We start from the raw sequence: 24981 nt of genomic DNA on the forward strand, positions 1-24981 counted from the left end.
GTGGCAGGTGGGACCACCTATCGGGCAGGGTGAACGAAGACCCGACCCGGAGGGGAGCGCAACCTGATGCGCACTCGCTTGAAAGTCCATCCAAACCTCACAATTTCACAGTCCGGCCCGCAGCCCGGCCCGCAGCCCGGCCGCCGGCTCGTCCCGCTGCTCCTGTCGACGGTCCTCGTCGCCGGTTGCAGCAGCTCCGAGCCGTCGTCAGACAAGCCCGAACCAGAGACTGGTACGCCGAGCAGCGCCGCGCCGCGCGCAGCGATCGGCGCCGGGGTGACGGTCGGCCGGGTTGCTCCACCGGCGCGGGCTGCCGCGGTCAAGTCAGTGGGCGCGGTGGTCCAGCGCTGGGTGGACGCGGCGTACCTCACGCCGTCCGGTGACGTCGCCGCGGCGTTCCCCGGGTTCACGCCCGGGGCGGCAGAGCTCGCCGCCCGCGACCGGGGAGTCACGACGTTCGGCGGCACAGCCGATGCCGAGCTGGTCCCCGATGCCTCGTCGATCAAGGTCGACCTGCTCGGCACGGAGGGCAAGGCCCGAGGAGCGACCGCTCGTGTAGCGCTGACCCTGGACCCCGAGGGGGAGGACAAGGGAGCGACGAAGATCTCGGGCCGGCTGACGCTGGTCCCCGAGGGACCCGGCTGGCGGATCTTCGGCTACGAGCTCCAGCGTCAGTCACCCGACACCCGGAGCCGCCGGGTGATGGCGGGCGACGTCGGCAAGGAGACGGTCTGGATCCTTGCGGTCGGCTCGGACGCCCGTCGCGGGCAGCCGGTCCTGCGCAGCCGCGGGGACGCCATCCAGATGGTCGGCCTCAACACACGAACCGGTGCGGCGACGACGATCGGCGTGCCGCGCGACTCCTGGGTGTCGATCCCCGGCTACGGCTCCAACCGGATCAACGCCGCCCTCTACTTCGGCGGGCCGAAGGCGATGGGCCGCACCGTCGGCAACCTCGTCGGGGTCCAGCCCGACCACGTCATCGTCGCCAGCTTCTGGGGGTTGAGCGAGACCGTCGACGCGATCGGCAGGATCGTCGTGAACTCGAAGCGCGCGTTCTCCGACCAGTACCTCCAGCCGGGCTTCCGCAAGGGACGCAACCGGATCAACGGCCCCAGTGCCGTCAACTTCTCGCGGATCCGCAAGTCGCTGCCGGGCGGTGACTTCGACCGGTCGGCCAATCAGCAGGAGACCCTGCGTGCGATCCAGGCCGCCATTGGCCTCGGCATCGCCAAGCCGGGCTTCCTCGAGACCGGAGCGTTCGCGGCGCACCGCAAGCTGGAGACCGGCATGTCGATCACCGAGGTCTTCCGGATCGCCCAGGCGGTTGCGTCGATCGACCCGCGCAAGACCAGCGGCTGCGTCGTGCAGGGGAGCATCGGCAACGTGAATGGCGCGAGCATCGTGTTTCCGAACACAGCGGCTGCGCGGCGCTACGGCGATGACGCCCGCAAGGACGCCCAGATCAAGAGGTGCTGATCCGGAAAACTGAAAGTGCCCCCGGCAGGATTCGAACCTGCGGCACCCGGTACCGGAAACCGGTGCTCTATCCCCTGAGCTACGGAGGCATGCGCCACTCAGCGGCGCAGACAGGAGACTAGCGGGCGATATCGGTGCAAGAGAAACCGGTGCCCGCCGATAGGCTTGGCTGGTGACTCCCGAGGAACTTTCCAGCACCATCGTCGACGTCCTGACCGCTCTTGTGGCCCAGGGCGCTGTCACGCTGCCTGACGGCGCGCCCACGACGGTGACGGTGGAGCGACCCCGGCAGAAGGGCCACGGCGACTACGCGACCAACGTCGCGCTCCAGCTCTCCAAGAAGGCCGGCATGAACCCGCGCGAGTTCGCCGGCCTGCTGGCCGCCGGCCTCGAGGCGAGCGCCGGCATCGCCGCGGTGGAGATTGCCGGTCCCGGCTTCCTCAACATCACCGTCGAGGCGGGAGCGCAGGGTGCCGTTGCCGGGCAGATCGTCGCTGCCGGCGCGGCGTACGGCGAGACCGCGACGCTCGCGGGCCAGCGGATCAACGTCGAGTTCATCTCGGCCAACCCGACCGGTCCGCTGCACCTGGGCCACACCCGCTGGGCGGTCCTCGGTGACGCGATCGGCCGTGTGCTGGCTGCTGCGGGCGCCGAGGTGACCCGAGAGTTCTACATCAACGACCGCGGCGTCCAGATGAACAAGTTCGCCGCGTCGATCATCGCCGCCGCGCTGGGGGAGCCGACCCCCGAGGACGGCTACGCCGGTGCCTACATCGACGACCTGGCGAAGGCCGTCGAGGCCGCCAGCCCGGGCATCTTCGACCTGCCCGCCGACGAGCGCGTGATCGCGGTGCGGGCCAAGGGCTACGAGATCCAGCTCCAGGAGCAGCAGGAGCAGCTCGCCGGGTTCAACACGCACTTCGACGTGTGGTTCTCCGAGCTCTCGCTGCACGAGGAGGGCCAGGAGACCGGTGGCGTGCCCAACACGCTCGTGCGGCTCAAGGACCTCGGTCACGTCTACGAGGAGGGTGGCGCGCTGTGGATGCGCACCACCGACTTCGGTGACGACAAGGACCGCGTGCTGATCAAGTCCGACGGCGAGCTGACCTACTTCGCCTCCGACACGGCGTACTACCTCAACAAGCGGGCCCGCGGCTTCGACCACTGCATCTACCTGCTCGGTGCCGACCACCACGGCTATGTCGGCCGGCTCAAGGCAATGGCCGCCTGCGTCGGGGACGACCCGGCGCAGACCCTCGACGTGCTGATCGGCCAGCTGGTCAAGATCCTGCGCGACGGCGAGGAGCTCAAGCTGTCCAAGCGCGCCGGCACCATCGTCACGCTCAACGAGCTGGCGGAGGAGATCGGCGTCGACGCGCTGCGCTACTCGCTCGCGCGCTACCCCGCCGACAGCCCGCTCGTGCTCGACGTCGCGGAGATCACCAAGGCCTCCAACGACAACCCGGTCTACTACGTGCAGTACGCCCACGCGCGCACTTGCCGGATGAAGGCCAACGCTGCTGACCTCGGCATGTCCATCGACGCCGCGCGGGTCGCCTTCGACCCCGCGCTGCTCGACCACGAGCGCGACGGCGACCTGGTGCGGGCCCTCGCGGAGTACCCCCGCGTTGTCGCCGCGGCCGCGGAGCTGCGCGAGCCGCACCGCGTCGCGCGCTACCTCGAGGACACCGCCTCGGTCTTCAACCGCTGGTACGACACGAAGGAGTGCCGCATGCTCCCGCAGGGTGACGAGCCCGTCCGGCCTGCCAACCTCGCCCGCCTCGTGCTGGTCGAGGCGACGCAGACCGTGATCGCCAACGGCCTCGGCCTGCTCGGTGTCTCGGCTCCGGAGCGCATGTGATGGCCGGCCGCGTCCCGCCCGGTGACTTCACCGGCACCTCGCCCGTCTGGCTGCGCGAGCCCGCGGACCCCAATGCCCTCGTCCCGGTCCTGTGGTCGCAGACCGCGCGCAAGGACGAGTCCGGTGTGCTGCACGTGGGCGGCATCGCGATCCCGGACCTGGTCGCCGACGTCAACACCCCGGCGTACGTTCTCGACGAGGCGGACTTCCGTGCTCGTGCGGCGGCCTTCCGTGACGGGTTCGCTGGTTACGACGTCTACTACGCCGGCAAGGCGTTCCTGTCCGTCGCCGTGGCGAAGTGGGTCGCGGAGGAGGGGCTCTGCCTCGACGTGTGCAGCAACGGCGAGCTGACGGTCGCCCTGCGCGCTGGTGTCGACCCGGCGCGGATCGGCTACCACGGCAACAACAAGACCCCCATGGAGCTGCGTCGCGCGGTCGTCGCCGGCGTAGGCCGCATCGTCGTCGACTCCTTCCACGAGATCGAGCGGGTTGCGGCGATCACCGCCGAGCTCGGGGTCACGCAGGGCGTGATGATCCGGGTCACCGCCGGTGTCGAGGCGCACACGCACGAGTTCATCGCGACCGCCCACGAGGACCAGAAGTTCGGGTTCTCGATCTCGGCGGGTTCCGCCTTCGAGGCCGCGAAGGCGGTCGTCGCGGCTCCCGGCCTGGACCTGCGTGGCCTGCACAGCCACATCGGCAGCCAGATCTTCGACACCTCCGGGTGGGAGGTCGCGGCCCGTCGCGTGCTGGCGCTCCACGCCCGTGTCGCCGAGGAGCTGGGCCACGTCATGCCCGAGCTCGACCTGGGTGGCGGCTTCGGCATCGCCTACACGACCCAGGACGACCCGGCGGACCCGGCGGACCTCGCGGAGCGGATCACCAAGATCGTCGCGGGGGAGTGCGCCGCGCTCCAGATCGCCCAGCCGCACCTCTCCATCGAGCCGGGCCGCGCGATCGTCGGCCCGGCCATGTGCACCGTCTACACCGTCGGCACGGTCAAGACCGTTGCTCTCGACGGCGGGGCGAGCCGCACCTACGTCTCCGTCGACGGCGGGATGAGCGACAACATCCGCCCCGCCCTGTACGACGCCGACTACTCCTGCACCCTGGCTTCCCGTTCCTCGACGGCTGCCCCGGTGCTGGCCCGGGTGGTCGGCAAGCACTGCGAGTCGGGCGACATCGTGGTCAAGGACGAGTTCCTTCCCGGCGACATCGCACCCGGTGACCTGATCGCGGTGCCCGGCACGGGTGCCTATGGTCGTTCGATGGCCTCCAACTACAACCACGCCCTTCGCCCGCCGGTGGTCGCTGTGCGGGACGGCGCCGCGCGCGTCGTCGTACGGCGGGAGACTGAGGACGACCTCTTGGCAACAGATATGGGAGCAGACGCGTGAACACGAAACCGCTGAAGGTGGCGGTCCTGGGCTGCGGCTCCGTCGGTTCGCAGGTGGTCCGGCTGCTCGGTGAGCAGGCAGGGGACCTGGCGGCCCGGGTGGGTGCGCCGATCGAGCTCGCCGGCGTCGCCGTGCGCCGCCTGGACGCTCCGCGCGAGATCGACCTGCCCGCCGACCTGCTGACCACCGACGCGCTCGGCCTGGTCACGCGCGGCGACATCGACCTGGTCATCGAGGTGATCGGTGGCATCGAGCCCGCCCGGTCGCTGATCCTCGCTGCCCTCGAGAACGGCGCCTCCGTCGTCACCGCCAACAAGGCGCTGCTCGCGGAGGACGGTCCGACCCTCTTCGAGGCGGCGGCCAAGGCCGGTCGTGACCTCTACTACGAGGCGGCTGTTGCCGGCGCGATCCCGATCCTGCGCCCGCTGCGCGAGTCGCTGGCCGGTGACAAGGTCACCCGCGTGCTCGGCATCGTCAACGGCACCACGAACTTCATCCTCGACAAGATGGACACCTCCGGTGCCGGCTTCGAGGAGGCGCTCCAGGAGGCCCAGGCGCTGGGCTACGCCGAAGCCGACCCGACCGCTGACGTCGAGGGCTTCGATGCCGCCGCCAAGGCTGCGATCCTCGCCTCGCTCGCGTTCCACTCCCGCGTGACCGCCGCCGACGTCTACCGCGAGGGCATCGCCGATGTCACCGCTGGTGATGTCGCCTCCGCGCGCGAGATGAACTGCGTCGTCAAGCTGCTCGCGATCTGCGAGCTGCGCGGCGACGCCGTGTCGGTGCGCGTGCACCCGGCGATGATCCCGGCATCGCACCCGCTGGCCTCGGTCCGCGGTGCCTACAACGCGGTCTTCGTCGAGTCCGAGGCTGCGGGCCAGCTCATGTTCTACGGCCCGGGCGCCGGCGGTGCGCCGACCGCGTCCGCCGTCCTTGGTGACCTCGTCACCGTTGCCCGCAACAAGCTCGCGGGCACCCGTGGCGTCGGCGAGTCGTCGTACGCCGCGCGGGAGGTCCTCCCGATGGGGGAGACCGTCACCAGCTACCACGTCCAGCTCGACGTCGACGACCGCGCAGGCGTGCTCGCCTCCGTGGCGACCGCGTTCTCCGAGCAGGGTGTGTCGATCCAGACCGTCCGCCAGGAAGGCCGTGGCGCCGACGCGCAGCTCGTCGTCGTCTCGCACCCCGCAACCGACGCGCAGCTCGCTGCGACCGTCGAGCACCTGCGTGGCATGGACAGCGTCCGCGCCGTCACCTCGGTGATGCGCGTAGAAGGAGGAGAGTGATGGCCCACCAGTGGAAGGGCGTCATCGAGGAGTACCGCGAGCTGCTGGACATCCCGGCAGGCACCCCGGCGGTCACGCTCGGTGAAGGCGGCACCCCGCTGGTCTCGTCGGCCTGGCTCTCCGAGATCGCTGGCGGAGGCGCCCGGGTCTTCCTGAAGGTCGAGGGCATGAACCCGACCGGTTCCTTCAAGGACCGCGGCATGACCACGGCCCTGTCTGTGGCCGTCCACGAGGGTGCGCGCGCTGTGGTCTGTGCGTCGACCGGCAACACGTCGGCGTCCATGGCTGCCTACGCCGCCAAGGCGCGGGTGACCCCGATCGTGCTGGTCCCGGCGGGCAAGATCTCTGCGGCCAAGATGGCCCAGGCGGTCCTGCACGGCGCCAAGGTGATCATGGTCCGCGGCAACTTCGACGACTGCCTCAAGATCTCCCGCGGCCTGGCCGAGCACTATCCGGTCGCCCTGGTGAACTCGGTCAACCCGCATCGTCTCGAGGGCCAGAAGACGGCCTCGTTCGAGGTCGTCGACGCGCTCGGCGACGCCCCTGACTACCACCTGCTGCCCGTGGGCAACGCCGGCAACATCTCGGCGTACTGGCTCGGCTACAAGCAGTACGCCGACCTGGGTCGCGCCACGCGGCGCCCCGTCATGCGTGCCTACCAGGCCGAGGGAGCAGCTCCGCTGGTGACCGGCCAGGTCTTCCCGAATCCGGAGACCAAGGCGACCGCGATCCGCATCGGCAACCCGGCCTCGTGGAAGCTCGCGGAGGCCGCTGCTGCTGAGTCGGGCGGCCGTTTCGCCTCCCTGTCGGACGACCAGATCCTGTCGGCGCAGCGTGAGCTGGCTTCTCAGGACGGGGTGTTCGTCGAGCCGGCGTCCGCTGCTGGTGTCGCGGGCTTCCTCCAGGACATCTCGCGTGGGGACTCCTATGCGGGCGCGACCGTCGTCATCACGGTGACCGGTCACGGCCTCAAGGACACCGCCACCGCGCTCGAGGGCTTCGGCGACCTCGTCGAGACCATCGTCGATGCCGAGGTCGACGCTGCTGCGGCGGCTGCCGGCCTGATCTGATCGGCTGCTTCTGATGGCTCTCGTCTCCGGTCCGGTCCGCGTCACGGTCCCTGCGACCTCGGCCAACCTGGGTCCGGGCTTTGACGCCCTCGGTCTCGCGCTGTCGATGCGCGACACCCTGTCGGCGGAGGTGCTGCCGTCGGGCCTGGTCGTCGAGGTGACCGGTGCCGGGGCCTCCGACGTACCTCGCGATGAGTCGCATCTCGTCGTCCGCTGCATCCGGGCGGCGCTCGCGCGGCTGGGGGAGTCTGCTCCTGGCCTGCGCTTGACCTGCGAGAACGTGATCCCGCACTCGCGCGGTCTCGGCTCGTCCTCGGCCGCGATCGTCGCTGGCCTCGGTCTCGGGCGGGCGCTGGTCGTCCATGGTGCCGAGCAGTTGTCGGACGATGAGCTGTTCCGCATGGCTGCAGACATCGAGGGTCACCCCGACAACGTCGCCCCGGCTCTCTTCGGCGGCTTCACGATCTCCGGTCACGAGCCGTCGGGCTTCTTCTCGGTCAACTCGCCGGTCTCTCCCGTGGTGTCCGCGGTCGTCTTCGTGCCTCCGACGCCGGTCGAGACCAGGGTCGCGCGCGGACTGCTCCCGTCGACCGTCCCGCACGCCGACGCTGCGGCAAACTCCGGTCGCGCTGCGCTGCTCGTCGCGGCTCTCGCCGGCGATCCGTCGCTGCTGCTGCCGGCCACCCGCGAGTGGTTGCACCAGGACTACCGCGAGCCGGCCATGCCGGAGTCGCTCGCGCTCGTCCGCTCGCTGCGGGCTCTGGGCTTTGCCGCGATCGTTTCTGGTGCTGGGCCGACGGTGCTCGCCTTCGCGACCTCTGCGGACGCGCGGGCCGAGCTCCTCACTCGTATGCCCGAGGGCTGGGCGTCCCACGCGCTCGAGGTCGACCACGACGGCCTGATCGTCGGCTGACTGGGCTCGTGGCGCGGCCGCGATCATCGCGGCCGCAGCGACAGCGCTGGCCGCAGCGACACCGCGGCCAGTCTTCGAAGTCGTCGCAACAGTGGTCGAGCACCTCGAGCTCGTTGGGCGTTGGCATGCGGCGTGTTGTCATGGTCGTCTCCCTTTCGATTGGTGTGACTGACACGCTGTTGGTGGCCACCGAGATGTCCGGAGTGCCTGACTGGAGTTGTCCACAGGCTGCCGCCGACAGTCCTGACGATCGCCCGAATGGGTCATCGAAACCGTTACCTCTTCGTGATCCACAGGGTCTCTGATCAGCGCCTTTCCGGCCGGATGTTGTCGGTGGGTGGTGCTTGAGTGGGTGCATGGCCAACTCGGGCACGCGGTTCTCGGAGCTGTCGCGGAGGGATCTCCTCGACAGTGCTTCTGCGCGTGAGCAGGCCCGTCGCCGGGCCGACATCGACTTGTTGTTGATCGCGCGGGAGTGGGCCATCGCCAACGGCCCCGATGTTGTGCATCTGACGAGGGCCGGCAAGCCGGGTCGTGTCCGGCTGCGGGAGTACGGCGCGACCGGCACGCCGCTGGTGGCGTCCACCGCGGGTGCTCAGCTCGCCGCGAGGATGGGCCGGTCCACCGGCACCGGGGATCGGTGGATCGCGGACGTGGTCGACATCGAGCACCGCCTCCCGAGCATCTGGACCCGCACCCTGGCCGGTGCCGTGATGCCCTCCTATGCCCGCCACGTCGCCACCCAGACCCGGGCCCTGTCGGTCGAGGCCGCAGCCTACGTCGATGCCCGCGTCGCCGAGTCGGTCGATGGGCGGATCCCGTGGGGACGGTTCGAGGCCCTGGTGGCGGCCGCGGTCACCGCCGCCGACCCCGCGGCCGCGTCGGCGCGTGAGGAAGCGAACCGCAAGGCCCGCTACGCCCACAAGCACCTGTCGAATGAGGCTGGGATGGGCATCTTCACCATCCGCACAGACGCGTTCGGGATCGCGAAGATCGACGCCACCGTCGACTACCTCGCCCGCATCCTCAAGGACCTCGGCTCCACCGACGGTGAGGACGACCGCCGTGCCACCGCCGCCGAGCTGCTCGCCGACCCCGCAGCCGTGGTCAAGCTTCTGGCGGCGTACGCCGGATGGCGCGACCGACCCACCGATGATGCCGACGACGCACTCGCTCTGGCCTCCGATCGTGGTGGACGCGACCAGGACGACCGCACCGTCCTCGGCGACGCCGACGCCGACCCTGCCGGTGAGTCCCGCGGCATCGTCGACGCCGCCATCAAGCTGTGGGACCAGACCCACAACAGGCCCGACGACGGGCCCACTGACAACCCCAGCGACGGGTCCGGCGACGGGCCCACCGGCGGCGCCTGCGACGGCTCGTCTGGCGGCGGCAAGCCGGTCATCGACTGGTCGCGGTTGCTGCCGACGCTGACGATCTTTGTGCACCTCTACGGCGGCCGTATCACCCAGACCCCCGACAGGACCGGCAGCGGCCGCGCCGACGGGAGCACCGGAGGACGCACTGTGGTCGGTGCCGACCGCGACGGCTCGCCGGACCTGGTGCGTATCGAGGGCATCGGGGTGGTGACGGAGGCGTGGTTGCGGGGGCACTTCAGCCTGCACCCGCATCAGAAGGTGCGGTTGACTCCGGTGCTCGACATCGAAGGCCAGGCCCCGGTCGACGCCTGGGAGATCCCTGATCGACATCGCCAGGCCGTGCGCCTGATGACGCCGGCCGACAGCTTCCCGTGGGGATCCAGCAGCACCAACCGGTCTGATGGATGGCGAAGCATGCAGATCGACCACAACACCCCTTGGACCCCCGACGTCCCCGGGTTGTCCACGATCGGCAACTACGGCCCCCTGACCCAGTTTCACCACAACCTCAAAACCCACTGCGGGTGGGAAGTCCAGCAACCCTTCCCCGGCATCTACCTGTGGCGCGACCCCCACGGCGCCTACTACCTCGTGGACCACACCGGCACCCGCGCACTCGGCAACACCGGCTGAACGATGCGCGCACGACCATGCCGAGTTCCGTGCGCAAGAGTTCGTGCAGTTGGACGGCGGGCGCGGAGCGCGTGACGCATACTGATTGAGTGCAGGACCGAGCCATGCGGGATCAGAAGACGCTTGCGATTGTGACCAGCGTTGGGGTCTTCGTGCTTCTCGTTGCCCTACCCTGGCTGCGCTGTGGCTGATGGTGTCGATCTCTGACCTCGACAGGGACGTCATCAATTCAGGCTTTCGTCTGATCGTGGTTTTCGCTGCTGTGATCGCTGCCGTCCACCTCAAGTGGTCCTCTCGCCCGCGCTGAGGCGAGCATCCGCACGCACATGCCGCGGTCCGAGTGGAAGATCCCGCTACTCCAGCAACAACGCTCCGTTAAACAACGCTCCGTTAAACAACGCTCCGTTAGCGGTCGCTATGCGCGATATTTGGTTGCATGAAGCCGCGCCTGATCGCTGAACACGGGTGGCTGCTGTTGGTGGTCTACCTTCTGGTGGCCGTCGACGTGGCGGGCATGGCGGATGGTGATGTCCTATCCGCCGAGGCACTCGCTGCCCTAGTGGGGTTGTGCTCCTAGCTGCCGCAGTGATCCTGCGATCTGACTGGTACGAGGTGTGCCTGGTGCTGGGCTTCGCAGTGATTGCGGTGCCGTTCCTTCTGGATACCTGGGTCCCGACCTCGTCGCCGTTGGCACGGGTGTTGCTCTGGGCGTTTGCGCCGGCTATCTCGCAACTCGGACGAGTAGGACCGGCCGCTCGCGGCAGTCAATAGCCGACTAGGCGAACTTCGTTCGACGTCGTGGGGCGGAGTGACCCGCCCGCTCTTGCCGCGTTGGGTGCGGTGCTGCCGAGTCGACCGCGTCTCCAACTGAACTGCGATGACGCGGCTCAGGAGTCCTTTGCCGTCGCGATGGCCTTCTCAACGAACACGCAGACCACGATGTAGATGGGCAGGACGACAATCAACTTGAACATCACTCCCATCAACTCGACAAGGCCACCGTCCGGGTCACCTCCTGGAGCCGGAACCGGCTCCGGCAGGTAGAGCCGCCGAAGGACGAACGCCATCACGACGATTCCAATGCCGCCTAGGATCTCGATAGCGATGCGGGTGTCGCGGTCCATAAGGCGTCCTCCGTCACGGCGGGATCTGATGCGACTCGTCCGGATCCAGAATTGCACTCATCTGCTCCGAACGGAGCGCGCTGGTAGATAGCCGGGTCAGTGCTGGTGAATCGCCAGCCGCCATCGGCCAAGCCGTTCCATGAGGTGCCAACGCAACTCGGCGAGGCCCAGGAGAAGAAGACTCGCCGCAAGGAGGATGTCGCGTGCGCTCCCAACCGAAACAGCGAACAGCAGAGCGCCGAACATGGCGAAGCGAACCCACCGCAGTCGTACGAACCGACGTTCGTTGAGTTTGGCACCGTCACGGAGCCATCGCTTTGCCAGCGCTCCCGTCGGGTACCACCCTGCCAAGAAGGCCAGAATTGCCAACTTGTCGCCGTAGTCGGCCGTGCTCAACGCCACGACCACAAACGCGCCGATGAGGTAGATCGACAGCGGCGCGCTTTGCGCCAAGGCAACGGACTCGGGGGACGGCGCCGTGCGGCGCTCCCATTCCTCGAAAGTCTCGGGCGGGTTCACGGTACGACGCTATAGCGGCTGGCCCGGGGGCGCGGGGCTAACGAGCAACGATCTGCCCAACCCTTTCGAAGGGCGACCTAGGGCCAATCATCCGAGAGTCGTTCCCACTGGTATTCCGAACCGTGACCGAGCGCCGCCGTCGGGGAGCGGCCAACACCTGTGCACTACCGCACATCGGAAACCGCCGGTGTTAGGCTGGCAACGCGTCCCGGATCTGTGGACGCCGCCCACCCGGCCGCTTAGGCCGGAGGCACTCCTCCCTCACGCTGCCAGCGTCTATCGACGCCTGCGCGCGGGGAGGGCAACACGAGATAGCCGCCGGCATTCGAGCCTGAGCGGCACTGCGATCCGTGGGAAGGACCTCACGTGACTGAGACCATCGAAGGCCCCGCTGCTGCCAAGAAGCGCAGCGGCAGCCTCAACGCGCTGCTGCTCGCCGACCTGAAGTCGATGGCCGGTGGCCTGGGCATCGCGGGCGCCGCGTCGATGAAGAAGGCCGACCTGATCACGGCGATCAAGGGTGCCCAGTCGGGCGCCGCGTCGGCCGCGGCGAAGGGTGACGAAGCAACCGGTACGTCGAGTGAGCGGCCGCCGAAGGCAGCCCGTGCCCCGCGTGCAGCGAAGGCCGCGACGGCAGCTGAGCCGGCAGCGTCGGCGGAGCCCGCCGAGCGCCCCGAGCGCACCGAGCCGAACGACCGTGAGAACGCTTCCGAGAGCTCCGACGAGCCGGCTCCGCCGCGCAACCGGAACCGGAACCGCAACCGCGATGCCCAGCAGGGCAACCAGGCGGACGCCGACCAGGGCAACCAGCAGGACGCCCGGCACGACACTCAGCAGGACGCTTCGCAGGAGTCCGCCGGTGAGCAGGGCGGCAACCGCGAGGGCAACCAGCGCGGCCAGAACCAGCCCAACCAGCGCGGCCAGCAGGGCAACCAGCAGGGACGCCAGGGCGACCAGCAGCCCCGCCAGAACCAGCCCAACCAGAACCAGCCGAACCAGAATCAGCCGAACCAGGGCAACCAGGCCGGCCAGAACCAGGCCAGCCAGGACGGCCCCGACGGCGAAGGCACGGGCAACCGCCGACGCCGCGGTCGCGACCGCGAGCGGACCCCGGGTGCTCCGGGCCAGCGCGCGCGCAACGAACCCGACACGACGATCCTCGAGGACGACGTGCTGGTGCCTGCGGCCGGCATCCTCGACGTACTCGACAACTACGCGTTCGTCCGCACGAGCGGCTACCTGCCCGGCACGGAGGACGTGTACCTGTCGCTCTCGATGGTCCGGAAGTTCGGTCTCCGCCGCGGCGACGCGATCGTCGGCCAGGTGCGTCAGCCCCGCGAGGGCGAGCGCAAGGAGAAGTTCAACCCGATGGTCCGGATCGACTCGGTCAACGGGCTGGACCCGGAGTCGGCCAAGGACCGCGTCGAGTTCTCGAAGCTGACGCCGCTCTACCCGACCGAGCGCCTGCGTCTGGAGACCGACAAGGACAACATGATCGGTCGCGTGATCGACATCGCGGCCCCGATCGGCAAGGGCCAGCGCGGCCTGATCGTGAGCCCGGCCAAGGCCGGCAAGACGATGGTCATGCAGTCGATCGCCAACTCGATCACCGCCAACAACCCCGAGTGCCACCTGATGGTCGTGCTGGTCGACGAGCGCCCGGAGGAGGTCACCGACTTCCAGCGCAGCGTCAAGGGCGAGGTCATCTCGTCGACCTTCGACCGCCCGGCAACGGACCACACCCTGGTCGCCGAGCTCGCGATCGAGCGCGCCAAGCGACTCGTGGAGCTCGGCCATGACGTCGTCGTACTCCTCGACGGGATCACCCGACTGGGCCGTGCCTACAACCTGGCGGCTCCTCCCAGCGGCCGGATTCTGTCCGGCGGCGTCGACTCCGCGGCGCTCTACCCGCCGAAGAAGTTCTTCGGTGCGGCGCGCAACATCGAGAACGGCGGCTCGCTGACCATCCTCGCGACGGCGCTCATCGAGTCCGGTTCGAAGATGGACGAGGTGATCTTCGAGGAGTTCAAGGGCACCGGCAACATGGAGATCCGCCTGCGTCGCGACTTCGCGGACAAGCGCCTCTTCCCGGCCATCGACGTGGTCTCGTCCGGCACCCGCCGAGAGGAGCTCCTGATGAGCCCTGAGGAGCAGCAGATCATCTGGAAGCTGCGCCGCGTGATGGCCGGTCTCGACGGTCAGCAGGCGCTGGAGCTGCTGCTCGAGCGCCTGAAGAAGTCGCAGAGCAACGTCGAGTTCCTGATGCAGGTGGCGAAGACCACCCCTTCGCAGGATCACGCTGGCTGATCGGATGACCCCTCCGGGGTCACTGGACAGGTACGGTTTTCGCCGTGGCGAAGATCGTGGTTGCGGACGACGACGCGGACATCCGCGACCTCGTGGCCTTCAAGCTCGCCCAGGTGGGTCACGAGGTGACGGTGGTGGCGGATGGCTCAGCGGCGGTCGACGCCTGCCGGGAGGTCGGGGCAGACCTTGCCCTGCTCGACCTGATGATGCCGGGCATGGGTGGCCTCGATGCCTGCCGGGCGCTCCGGCTCGATCCCGCGCTGGAATCGATCCGGATCATCCTGCTCACCGCACGGGCGCAGGAGAGCGACATCGAGCAGGGTTTCGCCGCCGGTGCCGACGACTACGTCACCAAGCCGTTCAGCCCGCGTGAGCTCAGTGCCCGGGTCAGCGCCGCCCTCGGCCAGCCGTGACCGCGGGTCCTGTCCCGGACACCAGCGTCCGGCGCCGCCTCGTCTCGGTGCTCACGCTGATCCTCGTCCTGCTCTTCGCGACCGGCGGCCTCGGCCTGTTGAGTGCCTTCCTGTCGTTCCGAGCGGTGCACCACCTGACCACCGTCGTCCAGCCCGCGTCCTCCGCGAACGCGGCGATCCTGCAGGACCTGACCGACGCCGAGACCGGTGTCCGGGCCTGGGGTCTCAGCGGCGAAGCCAGTGCGCTGGAGCCCTACCGCACGGCCCTCGTCCGGCTGCCCGAGGACGAACGGGACCTGGCGAGGCACCTTCCGGAACGGCCCGGCCTGCGAGCCCTCGCGGACGAGCAGGAGCGACTCGCCCAGCGGTGGTTGACCGAGTACGCCGAGTTGCGCGTCTCCCGCCCGGGCGGATCGGACAACTACGACCCGGAACTCTTCTTCCACGGCAAGGAACTCTTCGACGAGCTGCGCACGATCCACGGACAGATCCAGTCGATCCTGGACGCCGACGTGTCGGATGCCCGCGAAATGGCCGTGAAGCGTGTGCGCAGGACCGGCATCGCGATCGCCGCGTTCACGCTGCTCGGACTCACCCTCGCAGCCTCGTCGGGCCGGCGCCTGCTCCGCGAGATCCGTGATCCCCTGGCCGAGCTCGAGGGAGTGGTGCAGCGACTGGCGCTCGGCGAGCTGGGTGCCCGTGCCCGGGTCCGTGGCCCGCGCGAGGTGCGTCTCGTGGCGCGCGCCCTCAATGCGCTGGCTGACGAGAGTGAGCGCAGCCGGGCCGCCGAGGCCTCGTTCACCTCGGATGTGCGCGCGCTGGACACCGCGCGAGGCGACTTCGTCTCCAACGTCAGCCACGAGCTCCGCACCCCGTTGACCGTCCTCTCCGGCTACCTCGAGATCGTCGAGGACGAGTTCTCGGGCGACGTGAGCGAGCACCACCAGCGGATGATCGACGCGTCGCGACGCAACGTTGACCGCCTGAGTGCGCTCATCGACGACCTGCTCACCCTCTCCCGTACCGAGAACCGGTCGACCGATCTCGAGCAGGTCGACCTGCGCCTGCTGGTCCGTGACGCTGTTCAGGACCTGCGCATGGCGTCGGGCAGGCGGGAGGTGGTGCTGACGAAGCAGCTGCCGGACGACGTGGTCCCCGTGCTGGCCGACCGGGGTCAGCTGGCTCGCGCGATCGTGAACGTCGTCGGCAACGCCGTGAAGTTCAGCCCTGCGGGTTCGGAGGTCCTGGTGCGCGTGGAGTCCACCGCGGATGAGGCCGTCCTGGTCGTCGTCGATCACGGCATCGGCATCCCGGCACGGGAGATCGGTGCCCTCGGCACCCGCTTCTTCCGCGCGTCGAATGCGATGGCGGCCGAGGTCCCCGGCACAGGGCTGGGGCTGCGAATCGTCCAGTCGATCGTCGACAACCACGCGGGTTCGGTGAAGGTGGACTCGGTCGAGGGTGAGGGCACGACCGTCACGATCCGGCTGCCGATTACCGGATGATGCCCTCCGAGTGGCAGAATTCTCTGCTGGCTCCGGTTCACGTGCGTCCACTCCGGACGGGCGACCCGGCACCCTTGACTCCCAGGAGAAAACCGTGAAGAAGGACATTCACCCGACGTACGTCCTCACCGACGTCACCTGCACCTGCGGCGCGTCGTTCCAGACCCGCAGCACGCTGAGCTCCGGCAAGATCCACTCCGACGTCTGCTCGCAGTGCCACCCGTTCTACACGGGCAAGCAGAAGATCCTCGACACCGGCGGCCGCGTTGCCCGCTTCGAGGCTCGCTACGGCAAGAAGTAGCACCTCACCGGCGCCGACCCCCGCGTTCTCGCGGAGGGTCGGCGTTCGGCATTTCTCGCCCGTCACATCTGGCTACACCCTCGCCCCAGGAGGCGGATTCTCGTGTTCGAGGCCGTTGAAGGACTCGCCGCGGAGCAGCTCGAGCTCGAGCAGCGGCTCGCTGAGCCGGCGACGCACGCCGACCAGGTGCTCGCGAAGCGCCTGAACCAGCGGTATGCCGAGCTCACCTCCATCGTGCGCACCTGGCGCGAGTGGCAATCCCTCGGGGACGACATCGAGGCTGCCCGCGAGCTCGCTGCCGAGGACCCGGAGTTCGCCCTCGAGGCGGAAGCCGCCGCGGCGGCCCGCGCAGCGACGGCCGAGAAGCTCCAGCAGCTGCTCGTCCCGCGCGACGCCAGCGACTCCAAGGACGCGATCCTCGAGGTGAAGTCGGGGGAGGGCGGCGAGGAGTCCGCTCTCTTCGCCGGCGACCTGCTCCGCATGTACACCCGGTACGCCGAGCAGCGCGGCTGGCGAACCGAGGTCCTGGACTCCACTCCGTCGGACATGGGCGGCTACAAGTCCGTGACCATGGCAGTCAAGGCCAAGGGCACTCCCGAGCCGGGCGAGGCGCCGTTCGCGCTGCTCAAGTTCGAGGGTGGCGTCCACCGCGTGCAGCGGGTCCCCGTGACCGAGTCCCAGGGTCGCGTCCACACCAGCGCCGCCGGCGTACTCGTGATGCCCGAGGCCGAGCAGGTCGACCTGGTCATCGACGACAACGACCTGCGCATCGACGTCTACCGCTCCAGCGGCCCCGGTGGCCAGAGCGTCAACACGACCGATTCGGCCGTGCGGATCACCCACGTGCCGACCGGCATCGTGGCGTCGTGCCAGAACGAGAAGTCCCAGCTGCAGAACAAGGAGTCGGCGATGCGCATCCTGCGGGCCCGGCTGCTCGCCGCAGCCGAGGAGGAGGCCAACGCCGTTGCCAGCGCCGCGCGCAAGAGCCAGATCCGCACGGTCGACCGCTCCGAGCGGATCCGCACCTACAACTTCCCGGAGAACCGCATCTCCGACCACCGCACCGGCTACAAGTCCTACAACCTCGACACCGTCCTCGACGGCGAGCTGGGCCCAGTCATCGACAGCTGCGTGCAGGCCGATCTGGCGTCGCGACTCGAGGCCCTCGATTGAGCGGCGCGATCCGGCAGCTCCTCGCTGACGCCTCTGCCCGCCTCGCCGATGCCGGCGTCGAGTCCCCGGACAGCGACGCCCGACTGCTCCTTGCCCACGTCCTCCGGGTCAACACCGGCGAGCTGCCGCTCCTCGACCTGACCGGCCGGCTCCCCGACCCCACCGAGGTCGCGTCCTACGACGCGTTGCTGGTGCGGCGCGAGAAGCGTGAGCCCTTGCAGCACCTGACCGGCGTGGCCCACTTCCGCCACATCGAGCTGGAGGTCGGTCCCGGAGTCTTCACCCCGCGTCCCGAGACCGAGCTGCTGGCCGGCTGGGCCATCGACAATGCCCGGGCAGCGGGGGAGAGCCCCGTCGTGGTCGACCTGTGCACCGGCTCGGGTGCCATCGCGAAGGCGATCGCCGACGAGGTGCCCGACGCCCGCGTCCACGCCGTCGAGCTGGACGAGCACGCGCACGGCTGGGCCGAGCGCAACCTGGCCGGCACCGGTGTCGACCTGCGCCAGGGCGACATGGGCACGGCGTTCGACGAGCTGGCCGGCGCCGTCGACGTGGTGGTCTGCAACCCGCCCTACATCCCGCTGGAGGCGTGGGAGTCCGTGGCCCCCGAGGCCCGCGACCACGACCCGCACCTGGCGCTCTTCTCCGGCGACGACGGACTGGTCGCGATGCGCGTGCTCGAGGCCCGCGCGGCGTTCCTGCTCAAGCCGGGCGGTGTCGTGGGTGCCGAGCACGCCGACGTGCAGGGGGAGTCCGCTCCGGCGGTCTTCGCGGCGACCGGACGCTGGACCGAAGTCCGCGACCACCGGGATCTGGCAGGTCGTGCGCGCTACCTGACCGCGCGACTGGCACGATGAGCCCCGTGAAGAGGTTCCCGGCCGACGATCCTGCCCAGCGCGAGGAGGCCCTCGAGGCGGCCACGCTCGCGGTCCGCCGCGGCGAGCTCGTGGTGCTGCCCACCGACACCGTCTACGGGCTGGGTGCCGACGCCTTCGACCCCGCCGCCGTACGCCGCCTGCTCGCGGCCAAGGGCCGTGGCCGGGAGATGCCGCCGCCGGTCCTCGTGGGCGCTGTGTCCACGGTCGACGCCCTCGCGGTGGAGATCCCGGACTGGGCACGGGCGCTGATCGAGGCGCACTGGCCGGGCCCGCTCACGATCGTCCTCAAGCAGCAGCCGTCGCTCCAGTGGGACCTCGGCGACACCCGCGGCACGGTTGCGGTCCGCATGCCCGACAACGAGATCGCTCTCGCGATGCTCGAGCGCACCGGCCCGCTGGCGGTGAGCTCGGCCAACCTGACCGGGCACCCGGCAGCCACCGACGCCGACGCGGCCGAGGAGATGCTCGCCGATGAGGTGACCGTGATCGTCGACGGCGGACCCACCCCGGGCAACACGCCCTCGACGATCGTGGACGCGACCGGCGCCACTGGCCGGATACTTCGTCCCGGTGCCCTGTCTCTCGAGTCCCTGAACGCGGTGACCGAGCCACTCGGCGTCACGCTCGTCGACGAGGGCTGACGTGCGCGAGTACCTCCTCGTCTTCCTGGTCGCGGCTTCGGTGACCTACCTGCTCACGGTGATCGCGCGCGAGATCGCGTTGCGCACCGGGGCAGTGGCGCAGGTCCGGTCCCGCGACATGCACGTCATCCCGATCCCCTACTTCGGCGGACTGGCGATGCTCGGCGGCATGACCGCGGCGTACTTCGTCGCGCGGCAGCTGCCGTTCCTCTCGCTCAGCACCGAGAACGTCTTCAGGGATGCGGGCGTCGTGCTCGGCGCAGGAGCCCTGATCTGCATGGTCGGTGTGCTGGACGACCTGCTGGAGCTCGATGCGCTGACCAAGCTGGGTGGCCAGGTGGTCGCCTCCGGTGTCCTGATCCTCTTCGGTGTGAAGTACCTGTTCCTGTGGGTCCCCGGCGACGTCCAGTTCTCCCTCCAGTCCGACCAGGCTGCGCTCCTGACCGTGATCACGGTCGTCGCGACGGTCAACGCGGTGAACTTCGTCGACGGTCTCGACGGACTGGCCGCGGGCGTGGTCGGCATCGGCGCCAGCGCGCTGCTGGTCTTCTGCTACCAGCTCGCCAACCTCAACGGGCAGACGCTCGCGGTGACCGGAGCACTTCTCGGAGCCCTGCTCGCGGGTGCGTGCGCCGGTTTCCTGTCCCACAACTTCCACCCGGCCAGGCTCTTCATGGGTGACAGCGGATCGATGCTGCTCGGGCTGATGCTGGCGGCCTCGGCGCTCACGCTCACCGGGCAGTTCCCGGCCGGTGACGTCTCGCGCGGCGGCGGCGGATCCGATGCCAGCCTGCTGCCGACGCTGCTGCCGATCATCCTGCCGCTGTCGATCCTGATCGTGCCGTTCGCCGACCTCGTCCTCGCGGTCATCCGGCGCACCCGGCGCGGCCAGATGTTCTACCACCCGGACAAGCAGCACCTGCACCACCGGATGCTCGAGATCGGCCACTCGCACCGCCGCGCGGTGCTGATCATCTGGCTCTGGGCCGCACTCGTCGCCTACGGCACCGTGCTGGCCAGCCTCTACTCCGGCCCGATCGTGCTCACGATCCTCGTGGTCTGGCTCGTGGTCACGGTCGTGCTGACCTTCGCCGTCCCGCGCGCACACCTGCCCCACGTCGACACCGTGCTGGGGACAGGGGAGTGATCCGCGAGGTCCGGCGCACCGCTGCCCTCGTCGCGGTGCTGCTGCTCGCGGTTCTCGGGGCGGCAGTCCTGGTCGACCGCTCCGCGGCGTACGGCGCGGCTGTCGGGGCCGCTGTCGTCCTCGGGGTCCTCGGGGGAGGGTCGATGGCCGTCAGCGTCGTGGCGCGCGCCCTGCCGGGCGCCTCGCTGCTCTTCGCACTCCTCACCTACACGCTCCAGGTGGTCCTGCTGCTGGCCGTCTTCGCCGGCCTCGACGACGCCGGGATCCTCGGCACCCGCATCGATCGCGAGTGGCTCTCCGGCACCGTCATCGCGGGCACCCTGGCATGGATCCTTGTCCAGATTCTGGTCGCCACGCGAGCGCGAATTCCGGCGTACGACGCGCTGCCGGAGCCCCATGAAGGTGAACCTAAGGGTGAGTAGTCCGAACAGGCCGATGCGGGGTGCGCACTCACGGCCTCACACTGGTAGGGTCCGTGGCGCGATGGCTCAGCAGGACAATCCCTCTGCACAACCCACCGAGAAGTCGCCAGGCGACCCCTGGCACGCCTTCGGTTACCTGATGTCCGGCGTGATCCTTTACGGGATCATCGGATGGGGCCTGGACCGGTGGGCCGGCACGGACTTCCTGGTGGGAATCGGGATCGTTTTCGGCGCGGTCCTGGGCATCTTCATGACCTGGCGCCGGTTCCTCCCGGCACCGCATGCGCCCGCCGCACCGAATGAGCCGCAGCACGACCAGCACAGCGACGAAGCAGACGAGACGCAGGAGAAGCAGTGAGCCTGATCGGGATGAACGTGATCGGCGCCCAGGATTTTGTGGCGCCGGGACCGGGCAACTTCGAACTCCCCGGTTTCTTCGAGATCGCGGGTCACCCCGTCACCAAGCCGATGTTCCAGCTGGTGCTCGCCGCCATCGTGGTCTTCGCGTTCTTCTTCCTGGCCGCGCGCAAGCGCGCCATGGTCCCCGGTCGCCTGCAGTACGCCGGTGAGGGTGCCTACGGCATGGTCCGCAACTCGGTTGCGCGCGACATCATCGGCAGCCACGACTTCCAGAAGTTCGTGCCCTACCTGGTGACGCTCTTCTTCTTCATCCTGGTGAACAACCTCTTCGCGTCGTTCCCTGGCATCCAGTTCCCGACGTTCTCGCGTGCCTCGATGGCCTACGCGCTCGCCGGCATGAGTTGGCTCGTCTACAACTGGGTCGGCGTGCGCAAGCACGGCCTGGTCGGCTACCTCAAGCTGCAGTGCGTGCCGACGGGCGTGAGCCCGATCATGTACCCGCTGCTGATCCCGCTGGAGTTCTTCTCCAACCTGGTGGTCCGCCCGGTCACGCTGGCCCTCCGTCTCTTCGCCAACATGTTCGCGGGCCACCTGCTCCTCATGCTGTTCGCGACCGGCGGCCTCCACCTGATCACCGAGGTGGGTGGCATCGGCTACGCCGTCGGCCCGGTCGCCTGGGTGCTCGCGATCCTGATCAGCTTCCTGGAGCTCCTGGTCCAGTTCCTGCAGGCCTACGTGTTCACGCTGCTGAACGCCATGTACATCTCAGGTGCGCTCGCAGACGAGCACTGAGAGCTGTTTGTCTCACCGTTCCAAGCACATCTTGCTTCACCTTAAGTAAGAACAACCGAAAGGAAATCGCCGTGGACGGCAACCTCAACATGATCGGCTACGGCCTCGCTGCCATCGGCCCCGGTGTGGGTATCGGTCTGATCTTCGCCGCCTACATCTCCGGTGTCGCCCGCCAGCCCGAGGCGCAGTCGCGTCTCCAGTCGATCGCGATCCTCGGCTTCGCGCTCGCCGAGGCGCTCGCGATCATCGGTATCGCGCTCGCGTTCGTCCTCTGATCGCCTGCCCGTTCCTGACCTGAAGGACCTCGCATGAAGTCGCTTGTCATCGCCGCTGCCGAAGAGGCTGCCGGTCACGCAGAGGAGCACGGCCCGCTCGCATTCGTGTGGGTGGAGTTCGTTCTCGCCCTGGTCGTGTTCGGCCTGCTCTTCTTCGCCATCAAGAAGTTCGTCGTTCCGAACTTCGAGAAGACCTTCGCTGAGCGCACCAACGCGATCGAGGGTGGTCTGGCCGCGGCCGAGACCAAGCAGGCCGAGGCTGACGCCAAGCTCGCCCAGCTCGAGCAGCAGCTCGCCGAGGCTCGCCACGAGGCTGCGCGCATCCGTGAGGAAGCGCGTGAGCAGGGTGCCGCGATCGTGGCGGAGATGCGGGAGCAGGCCCAGGCCGAGGCTTCCCGCATCGTCGAGCACGGCAAGGTGCAGATCGAGGCGGAGCGCCAGCAGGCGGTCACCTCGCTCCGTGCCGAGGTCGGCTCGCTCGCGACCGGCCTTGCCGGCCGCATCGTGGGCGAGAGCCTCGACGACGACGCTCGCCAGAGCCGTGTCGTCGAGCGCTTCCTCAGTGAGCTGGAGGGCGCACAGTGACCGTGCGTTCTGGTTTCCGGGGCGCCTCTGCTGAGGCGCTGGCCACGCTCTCCACCTCGGTGGAGAGCGCGGCCGACGCCGGCACGACGGGCACCGAGCTCTTCTCGGTGGCTGCCGTGCTGCGGTCCGAGCCGGCGTTGCGCCGGGTGGCGACCGATGTGTCGCTTCCTGCCGAGGCGAAGGCCGGCCTGGTCGACTCGATCTTCTCCGGCAAGGTGAGCGCTTCGACGCTCGCGCTGGTGAAGACGGCCGTCGGTCAGCGCTGGACCGCAACGCGTGACCTTGCCGACGTCCTCGAGCACCTCGGGGTCGTGTCGACCGTCCGGTCGACCGGAGGTGACGCCGGCCGCCTGGCCGACGAGCTCTTCACCTTCGCTGGTGCGGTCCGGGGCAACCCGGACCTGCGCGACGCCCTCTCGGACAGCGCCCGGTCGAAGCAGGACAAGGCGGACCTCGTCCGCGGACTCCTCGACGGCAAGGCGCTGCCCTCAACGGTGGCGCTCGCGGTGGAAGCCCTCTCGGGCTCGCACCGCACTGTGGACGCCGCCCTGACGGCGTACCAGAAGGTGGCTGCCGACGTGCAGGGCAAGGCGGCTGCGGTTGTCCGCGTCGCTCGCCCGCTCACGCCGGCCGACTCCGACCGCCTGGCTGCGGCGCTGTCGCGTCAGTACGGCAAGGACATTCACGTGAATGTCGTTGTCGAGCCCGCCCTGATCGGTGGCATCCGCGTGGAGATCGGTGACGACATCATCGATGGCACGGTTGTCAGCCGCCTGGACGATGCCGCGCGCAAGCTCGCCGGCTAGCCATCGGCTAGACAAAACAGAACTTTCAGCAGAACTTTCGAGCAGCAGACCAAGAGTGAGGAAGACCAAATGACGGAGCTGTCCATCCGTCCGGACGAGATCCGCGACGCACTGCAGCGCTTCGTGTCCGACTACAAGCCCGAGGCCGCGAGCCGGGAAGAAGTCGGCACCGTAGCCGAGGCCGGAGACGGCATCGCCCGCATCAGCGGCCTCCCGTCGGCCATGGCCAACGAGCTGCTCGAGTTCGAGGACGGCACGCTCGGCCTCGCGCTGAACCTCGACACCCGCGAGATCGGTGCCGTTGTCCTCGGTGACTTCGACAAGATCGAGGAGGGCCAGCCGGTCCGTCGCACGGGCGACATCCTCTCGGTCCCCGTCGGCGAGGGCTACCTCGGCCGCGTGGTCGACCCGCTCGGCAAGCCGATCGACGGCCTCGGCGAGATCACGGGCATCGAGGGCCGCCGCGCCCTCGAGCTCCAGGCTCCCACCGTCGTGCAGCGCAAGTCGGTCCACGAGCCGCTCGCCACCGGCATCAAGGCCATCGACTCGATGACCCCGATCGGCCGTGGCCAGCGTCAGCTGATCATTGGTGACCGCGCCACCGGCAAGACCACGGTTGCGATCGACACGATCATCAACCAGAAGCAGAACTGGGAGACCGGCGACCCGTCGAAGCAGGTTCGCTGCATCTACGTCGCCATCGGCCAGAAGGGCTCGACCATCGCCTCCGTGCGTGGCGCCCTCGAAGAGGCCGGCGCCCTGGAGTACACGACGATCGTCGCGGCTCCGGCGTCCGACTCGGCTGGTTTCAAGTACCTCGCTGCGTACACCGGCTCGGCCATCGGCCAGCACTGGATGTACCAGGGCAAGCACGTCCTCATCGTGTTCGACGACCTGACGAAGCAGGCCGAGGCCTACCGCGCCGTGTCGCTGCTGCTCCGTCGTCCGCCGGGCCGCGAGGCCTACCCGGGTGACGTCTTCTACCTGCACTCGCGTCTGCTCGAGCGTTGCGCGAAGCTCTCCGACGAGCTCGGCGCTGGCTCGATGACCGGTCTGCCGATCATCGAGACGAAGGCCAACGACGTCTCGGCGTTCATCCCGACGAACGTCATCTCGATCACCGACGGACAGATCTTCCTGCAGTCGGACCTGTTCGCGGCCAACCAGCGCCCGGCCATCGACGTCGGTGTCTCGGTCTCGCGTGTCGGTGGCGCGGCCATGACCAAGGCGATGAAGGCGGTCACCGGTTCGCTCAAGGTCGACCTCGCGCAGTTCCGCGCGATGGAGGCGTTCGCCATGTTCGCCTCGGACCTCGACGCCGCGTCGAAGCAGCAGCTGGCCCGCGGTCAGCGCCTCATGGCGCTGCTGAAGCAGCCGGCCTACTCGCCGTACCCGCTGCCGCAGATGACCGTGTCGCTCTGGCTCGGCACGTCGGGTCGCCTCGACGCGCTCCCGGTCGAGGACGTCATCAAGTTCGAGCACGAGTTCCTCGACTACCTGGGCCGCAGCCACGAGGGCATCCTCGCGGGCATCCGCGAGACCCAGAAGTTCGAGGACTCCACCGAGACGCAGCTCATCGCGGCGTACGACGCGTTCCTGGGCCAGTTCGAGACCTCGGCCGGCGGCTCCATCAAGCCGGGCACCGAGTCTGTCGAGGCCCTCGAGGACGAGAACGTGGCGCAGGAGCAGATCGTCAAGCAGAAGAAGGCCTGAAC

The 24981-nt window shown here is 69.0% G+C and carries 24 protein-coding genes and 1 tRNA gene; 22 read left to right on the forward strand and 3 right to left on the reverse strand.

Annotated features, from left to right (window positions below; genetic code table 11):
• Positions 1-66: 66 nt before the first annotated feature.
• Positions 67-1479, forward strand: coding sequence for an LCP family protein (locus tag D4739_RS12080; RefSeq protein ID WP_147384907.1), 1413 nt, complete (start codon positions 67-69; stop codon positions 1477-1479).
• A gap of 16 nt (positions 1480-1495) precedes the next feature.
• Here D4739_RS12080 and D4739_RS12085 read toward each other — a convergent pair.
• Positions 1496-1568: transfer RNA gene (locus D4739_RS12085), tRNA-Arg, on the reverse strand.
• Positions 1569-1651: 83 nt separating this feature from the next.
• On the opposite strand from D4739_RS12085, the gene argS reads away from it, so the two are divergent.
• From argS to D4739_RS12115, 6 genes are all read left to right on the forward strand, one after another.
• Entirely contained in the window at positions 1652-3340 is a 1689-nt protein-coding gene (gene argS, locus D4739_RS12090) for an arginine--tRNA ligase (RefSeq protein ID WP_120060852.1), read from the forward strand.
• Positions 3340-4737: a diaminopimelate decarboxylase gene (gene lysA / locus D4739_RS12095; protein WP_120060853.1), complete on the forward strand. Its 1398-nt coding sequence runs from the start codon at positions 3340-3342 to the stop codon at positions 4735-4737. Before argS ends, lysA begins: the two co-directional genes overlap by 1 nt.
• Complete coding sequence (locus D4739_RS12100) at positions 4734-6023, forward strand: homoserine dehydrogenase (protein ID WP_120060854.1); 1290 nt, start codon at positions 4734-4736, stop codon at positions 6021-6023. The genes lysA and D4739_RS12100 overlap by 4 nt, the downstream gene beginning before the upstream one ends.
• Positions 6023-7093: a threonine synthase gene (gene thrC, locus D4739_RS12105; RefSeq protein WP_120060855.1), complete on the forward strand. Its 1071-nt coding sequence runs from the start codon at positions 6023-6025 to the stop codon at positions 7091-7093. Before D4739_RS12100 ends, thrC begins: the two co-directional genes overlap by 1 nt.
• A gap of 13 nt (positions 7094-7106) precedes the next feature.
• The gene (gene thrB / locus D4739_RS12110; RefSeq protein WP_120060856.1) at positions 7107-8006 is read left to right on the forward strand and encodes a homoserine kinase; all 900 of its coding nucleotides are present in this window, start codon (positions 7107-7109) and stop codon (positions 8004-8006) included.
• 356 nt (positions 8007-8362) lie between these two features.
• Positions 8363-10018 carry a hypothetical protein gene (locus D4739_RS12115; protein WP_120060857.1) on the forward strand — a complete coding sequence of 552 codons (1656 nt, stop codon included), beginning with the start codon at positions 8363-8365 and terminating at the stop codon, positions 10016-10018.
• Between the two features lie 887 nt (positions 10019-10905).
• On the opposite strand, the gene D4739_RS12120 is transcribed toward D4739_RS12115, so the two are convergent.
• Together D4739_RS12120 and D4739_RS12125 are read right to left on the reverse strand one after the other, a co-directional pair.
• Positions 10906-11142: a hypothetical protein gene (locus tag D4739_RS12120; RefSeq protein WP_120060858.1), complete on the reverse strand. Its 237-nt coding sequence runs from the start codon at positions 11140-11142 to the stop codon at positions 10906-10908.
• Positions 11143-11238: 96 nt separating this feature from the next.
• On the reverse strand, positions 11239-11661 hold the full coding sequence (locus tag D4739_RS12125) for a hypothetical protein (protein WP_120060859.1): 423 nt from the start codon (positions 11659-11661) through the stop codon (positions 11239-11241).
• A 366-nt stretch (positions 11662-12027) separates the two neighbouring features.
• On the opposite strand from D4739_RS12125, the gene rho reads away from it, so the two are divergent.
• The 15 genes from rho (at position 12028) to atpA (ending at position 24979) form a co-directional block, all read left to right on the forward strand.
• Complete coding sequence (rho, locus tag D4739_RS12130; protein WP_120060860.1) at positions 12028-13968, forward strand: transcription termination factor Rho; 1941 nt, start codon at positions 12028-12030, stop codon at positions 13966-13968.
• A 44-nt stretch (positions 13969-14012) separates the two neighbouring features.
• Positions 14013-14381: a response regulator transcription factor gene (locus tag D4739_RS12135; protein WP_120060861.1), complete on the forward strand. Its 369-nt coding sequence runs from the start codon at positions 14013-14015 to the stop codon at positions 14379-14381.
• Positions 14378-15886: a sensor histidine kinase gene (locus tag D4739_RS12140; RefSeq protein ID WP_120060862.1), complete on the forward strand. Its 1509-nt coding sequence runs from the start codon at positions 14378-14380 to the stop codon at positions 15884-15886. Before D4739_RS12135 ends, D4739_RS12140 begins: the two co-directional genes overlap by 4 nt.
• A 94-nt stretch (positions 15887-15980) precedes the next feature.
• Positions 15981-16187: a 50S ribosomal protein L31 gene (gene rpmE, locus D4739_RS12145; protein ID WP_120060863.1), complete on the forward strand. Its 207-nt coding sequence runs from the start codon at positions 15981-15983 to the stop codon at positions 16185-16187.
• Between the two features lie 102 nt (positions 16188-16289).
• Positions 16290-17360: a peptide chain release factor 1 gene (prfA, locus tag D4739_RS12150; RefSeq protein ID WP_120060864.1), complete on the forward strand. Its 1071-nt coding sequence runs from the start codon at positions 16290-16292 to the stop codon at positions 17358-17360.
• A complete protein-coding gene (gene prmC / locus D4739_RS12155) occupies positions 17357-18217 on the forward strand; it encodes a peptide chain release factor N(5)-glutamine methyltransferase (protein WP_120060865.1) in 861 nt (286 codons plus the stop codon). The genes prfA and prmC overlap by 4 nt, the downstream gene beginning before the upstream one ends.
• The gene (locus D4739_RS12160) at positions 18214-18879 is read left to right on the forward strand and encodes an L-threonylcarbamoyladenylate synthase (protein WP_120060866.1); all 666 of its coding nucleotides are present in this window, start codon (positions 18214-18216) and stop codon (positions 18877-18879) included. The genes prmC and D4739_RS12160 overlap by 4 nt, the downstream gene beginning before the upstream one ends.
• A gap of 1 nt (position 18880) precedes the next feature.
• The gene (locus D4739_RS12165) at positions 18881-20026 is read left to right on the forward strand and encodes a glycosyltransferase family 4 protein (protein WP_120060867.1); all 1146 of its coding nucleotides are present in this window, start codon (positions 18881-18883) and stop codon (positions 20024-20026) included.
• Complete coding sequence (locus D4739_RS12170; protein WP_120060868.1) at positions 20023-20448, forward strand: hypothetical protein; 426 nt, start codon at positions 20023-20025, stop codon at positions 20446-20448. The genes D4739_RS12165 and D4739_RS12170 overlap by 4 nt, the downstream gene beginning before the upstream one ends.
• Positions 20449-20509: 61 nt before the next feature.
• Positions 20510-20806 carry an AtpZ/AtpI family protein gene (locus D4739_RS16910; RefSeq protein WP_182920405.1) on the forward strand — a complete coding sequence of 99 codons (297 nt, stop codon included), beginning with the start codon at positions 20510-20512 and terminating at the stop codon, positions 20804-20806.
• Positions 20803-21600 carry a F0F1 ATP synthase subunit A gene (atpB, locus tag D4739_RS12180; RefSeq protein ID WP_238473632.1) on the forward strand — a complete coding sequence of 266 codons (798 nt, stop codon included), beginning with the start codon at positions 20803-20805 and terminating at the stop codon, positions 21598-21600. The genes D4739_RS16910 and atpB overlap by 4 nt, the downstream gene beginning before the upstream one ends.
• Before the next feature lie 71 nt (positions 21601-21671).
• Positions 21672-21875, forward strand: coding sequence for an ATP synthase F0 subunit C (gene atpE / locus D4739_RS12185; RefSeq protein WP_056908071.1), 204 nt, complete (start codon positions 21672-21674; stop codon positions 21873-21875).
• A gap of 33 nt (positions 21876-21908) precedes the next feature.
• On the forward strand, positions 21909-22460 hold the full coding sequence (locus tag D4739_RS12190; RefSeq protein WP_120060869.1) for a F0F1 ATP synthase subunit B: 552 nt from the start codon (positions 21909-21911) through the stop codon (positions 22458-22460).
• The gene (locus tag D4739_RS12195) at positions 22457-23266 is read left to right on the forward strand and encodes a F0F1 ATP synthase subunit delta (protein WP_120060870.1); all 810 of its coding nucleotides are present in this window, start codon (positions 22457-22459) and stop codon (positions 23264-23266) included. Before D4739_RS12190 ends, D4739_RS12195 begins: the two co-directional genes overlap by 4 nt.
• Positions 23267-23335: 69 nt before the next feature.
• Positions 23336-24979: a F0F1 ATP synthase subunit alpha gene (atpA, locus tag D4739_RS12200; RefSeq protein ID WP_120060871.1), complete on the forward strand. Its 1644-nt coding sequence runs from the start codon at positions 23336-23338 to the stop codon at positions 24977-24979.
• Positions 24980-24981: the final 2 nt, after the last annotated feature.

The sequence above is a fragment of the Nocardioides cavernaquae genome (genome assembly GCF_003600895.1).
GTDB lineage: Bacteria > Actinomycetota > Actinomycetes > Propionibacteriales > Nocardioidaceae > Nocardioides > Nocardioides cavernaquae.

Excerpts from the sequence above, each read along its gene's own strand:
- thrC (WP_120060855.1), top strand. The coding sequence starts at position 6,023 with ATGGCCCACCAGTGGAAGGGCGTCATCGAGGAGTACCGCGAGCTGCTG.
- D4739_RS16910 (WP_182920405.1), top strand. The coding sequence starts at position 20,510 with ATGGCTCAGCAGGACAATCCCTCTGCACAACCCACCGAGAAGTCGCCA.
- D4739_RS12120 (WP_120060858.1), bottom strand. The coding sequence starts at position 11,142 with ATGGACCGCGACACCCGCATCGCTATCGAGATCCTAGGCGGCATTGGA.
- thrB (WP_120060856.1), top strand. The coding sequence starts at position 7,107 with ATGGCTCTCGTCTCCGGTCCGGTCCGCGTCACGGTCCCTGCGACCTCG.
- D4739_RS12160 (WP_120060866.1), top strand. The coding sequence starts at position 18,214 with ATGAGCCCCGTGAAGAGGTTCCCGGCCGACGATCCTGCCCAGCGCGAG.
- lysA (WP_120060853.1), top strand. The coding sequence starts at position 3,340 with ATGGCCGGCCGCGTCCCGCCCGGTGACTTCACCGGCACCTCGCCCGTC.
- D4739_RS12115 (WP_120060857.1), top strand. The coding sequence starts at position 8,363 with ATGGCCAACTCGGGCACGCGGTTCTCGGAGCTGTCGCGGAGGGATCTC.
- atpA (WP_120060871.1), top strand. The coding sequence starts at position 23,336 with ATGACGGAGCTGTCCATCCGTCCGGACGAGATCCGCGACGCACTGCAG.
- D4739_RS12190 (WP_120060869.1), top strand. The coding sequence starts at position 21,909 with ATGAAGTCGCTTGTCATCGCCGCTGCCGAAGAGGCTGCCGGTCACGCA.
- D4739_RS12080 (WP_147384907.1), top strand. The coding sequence starts at position 67 with ATGCGCACTCGCTTGAAAGTCCATCCAAACCTCACAATTTCACAGTCC.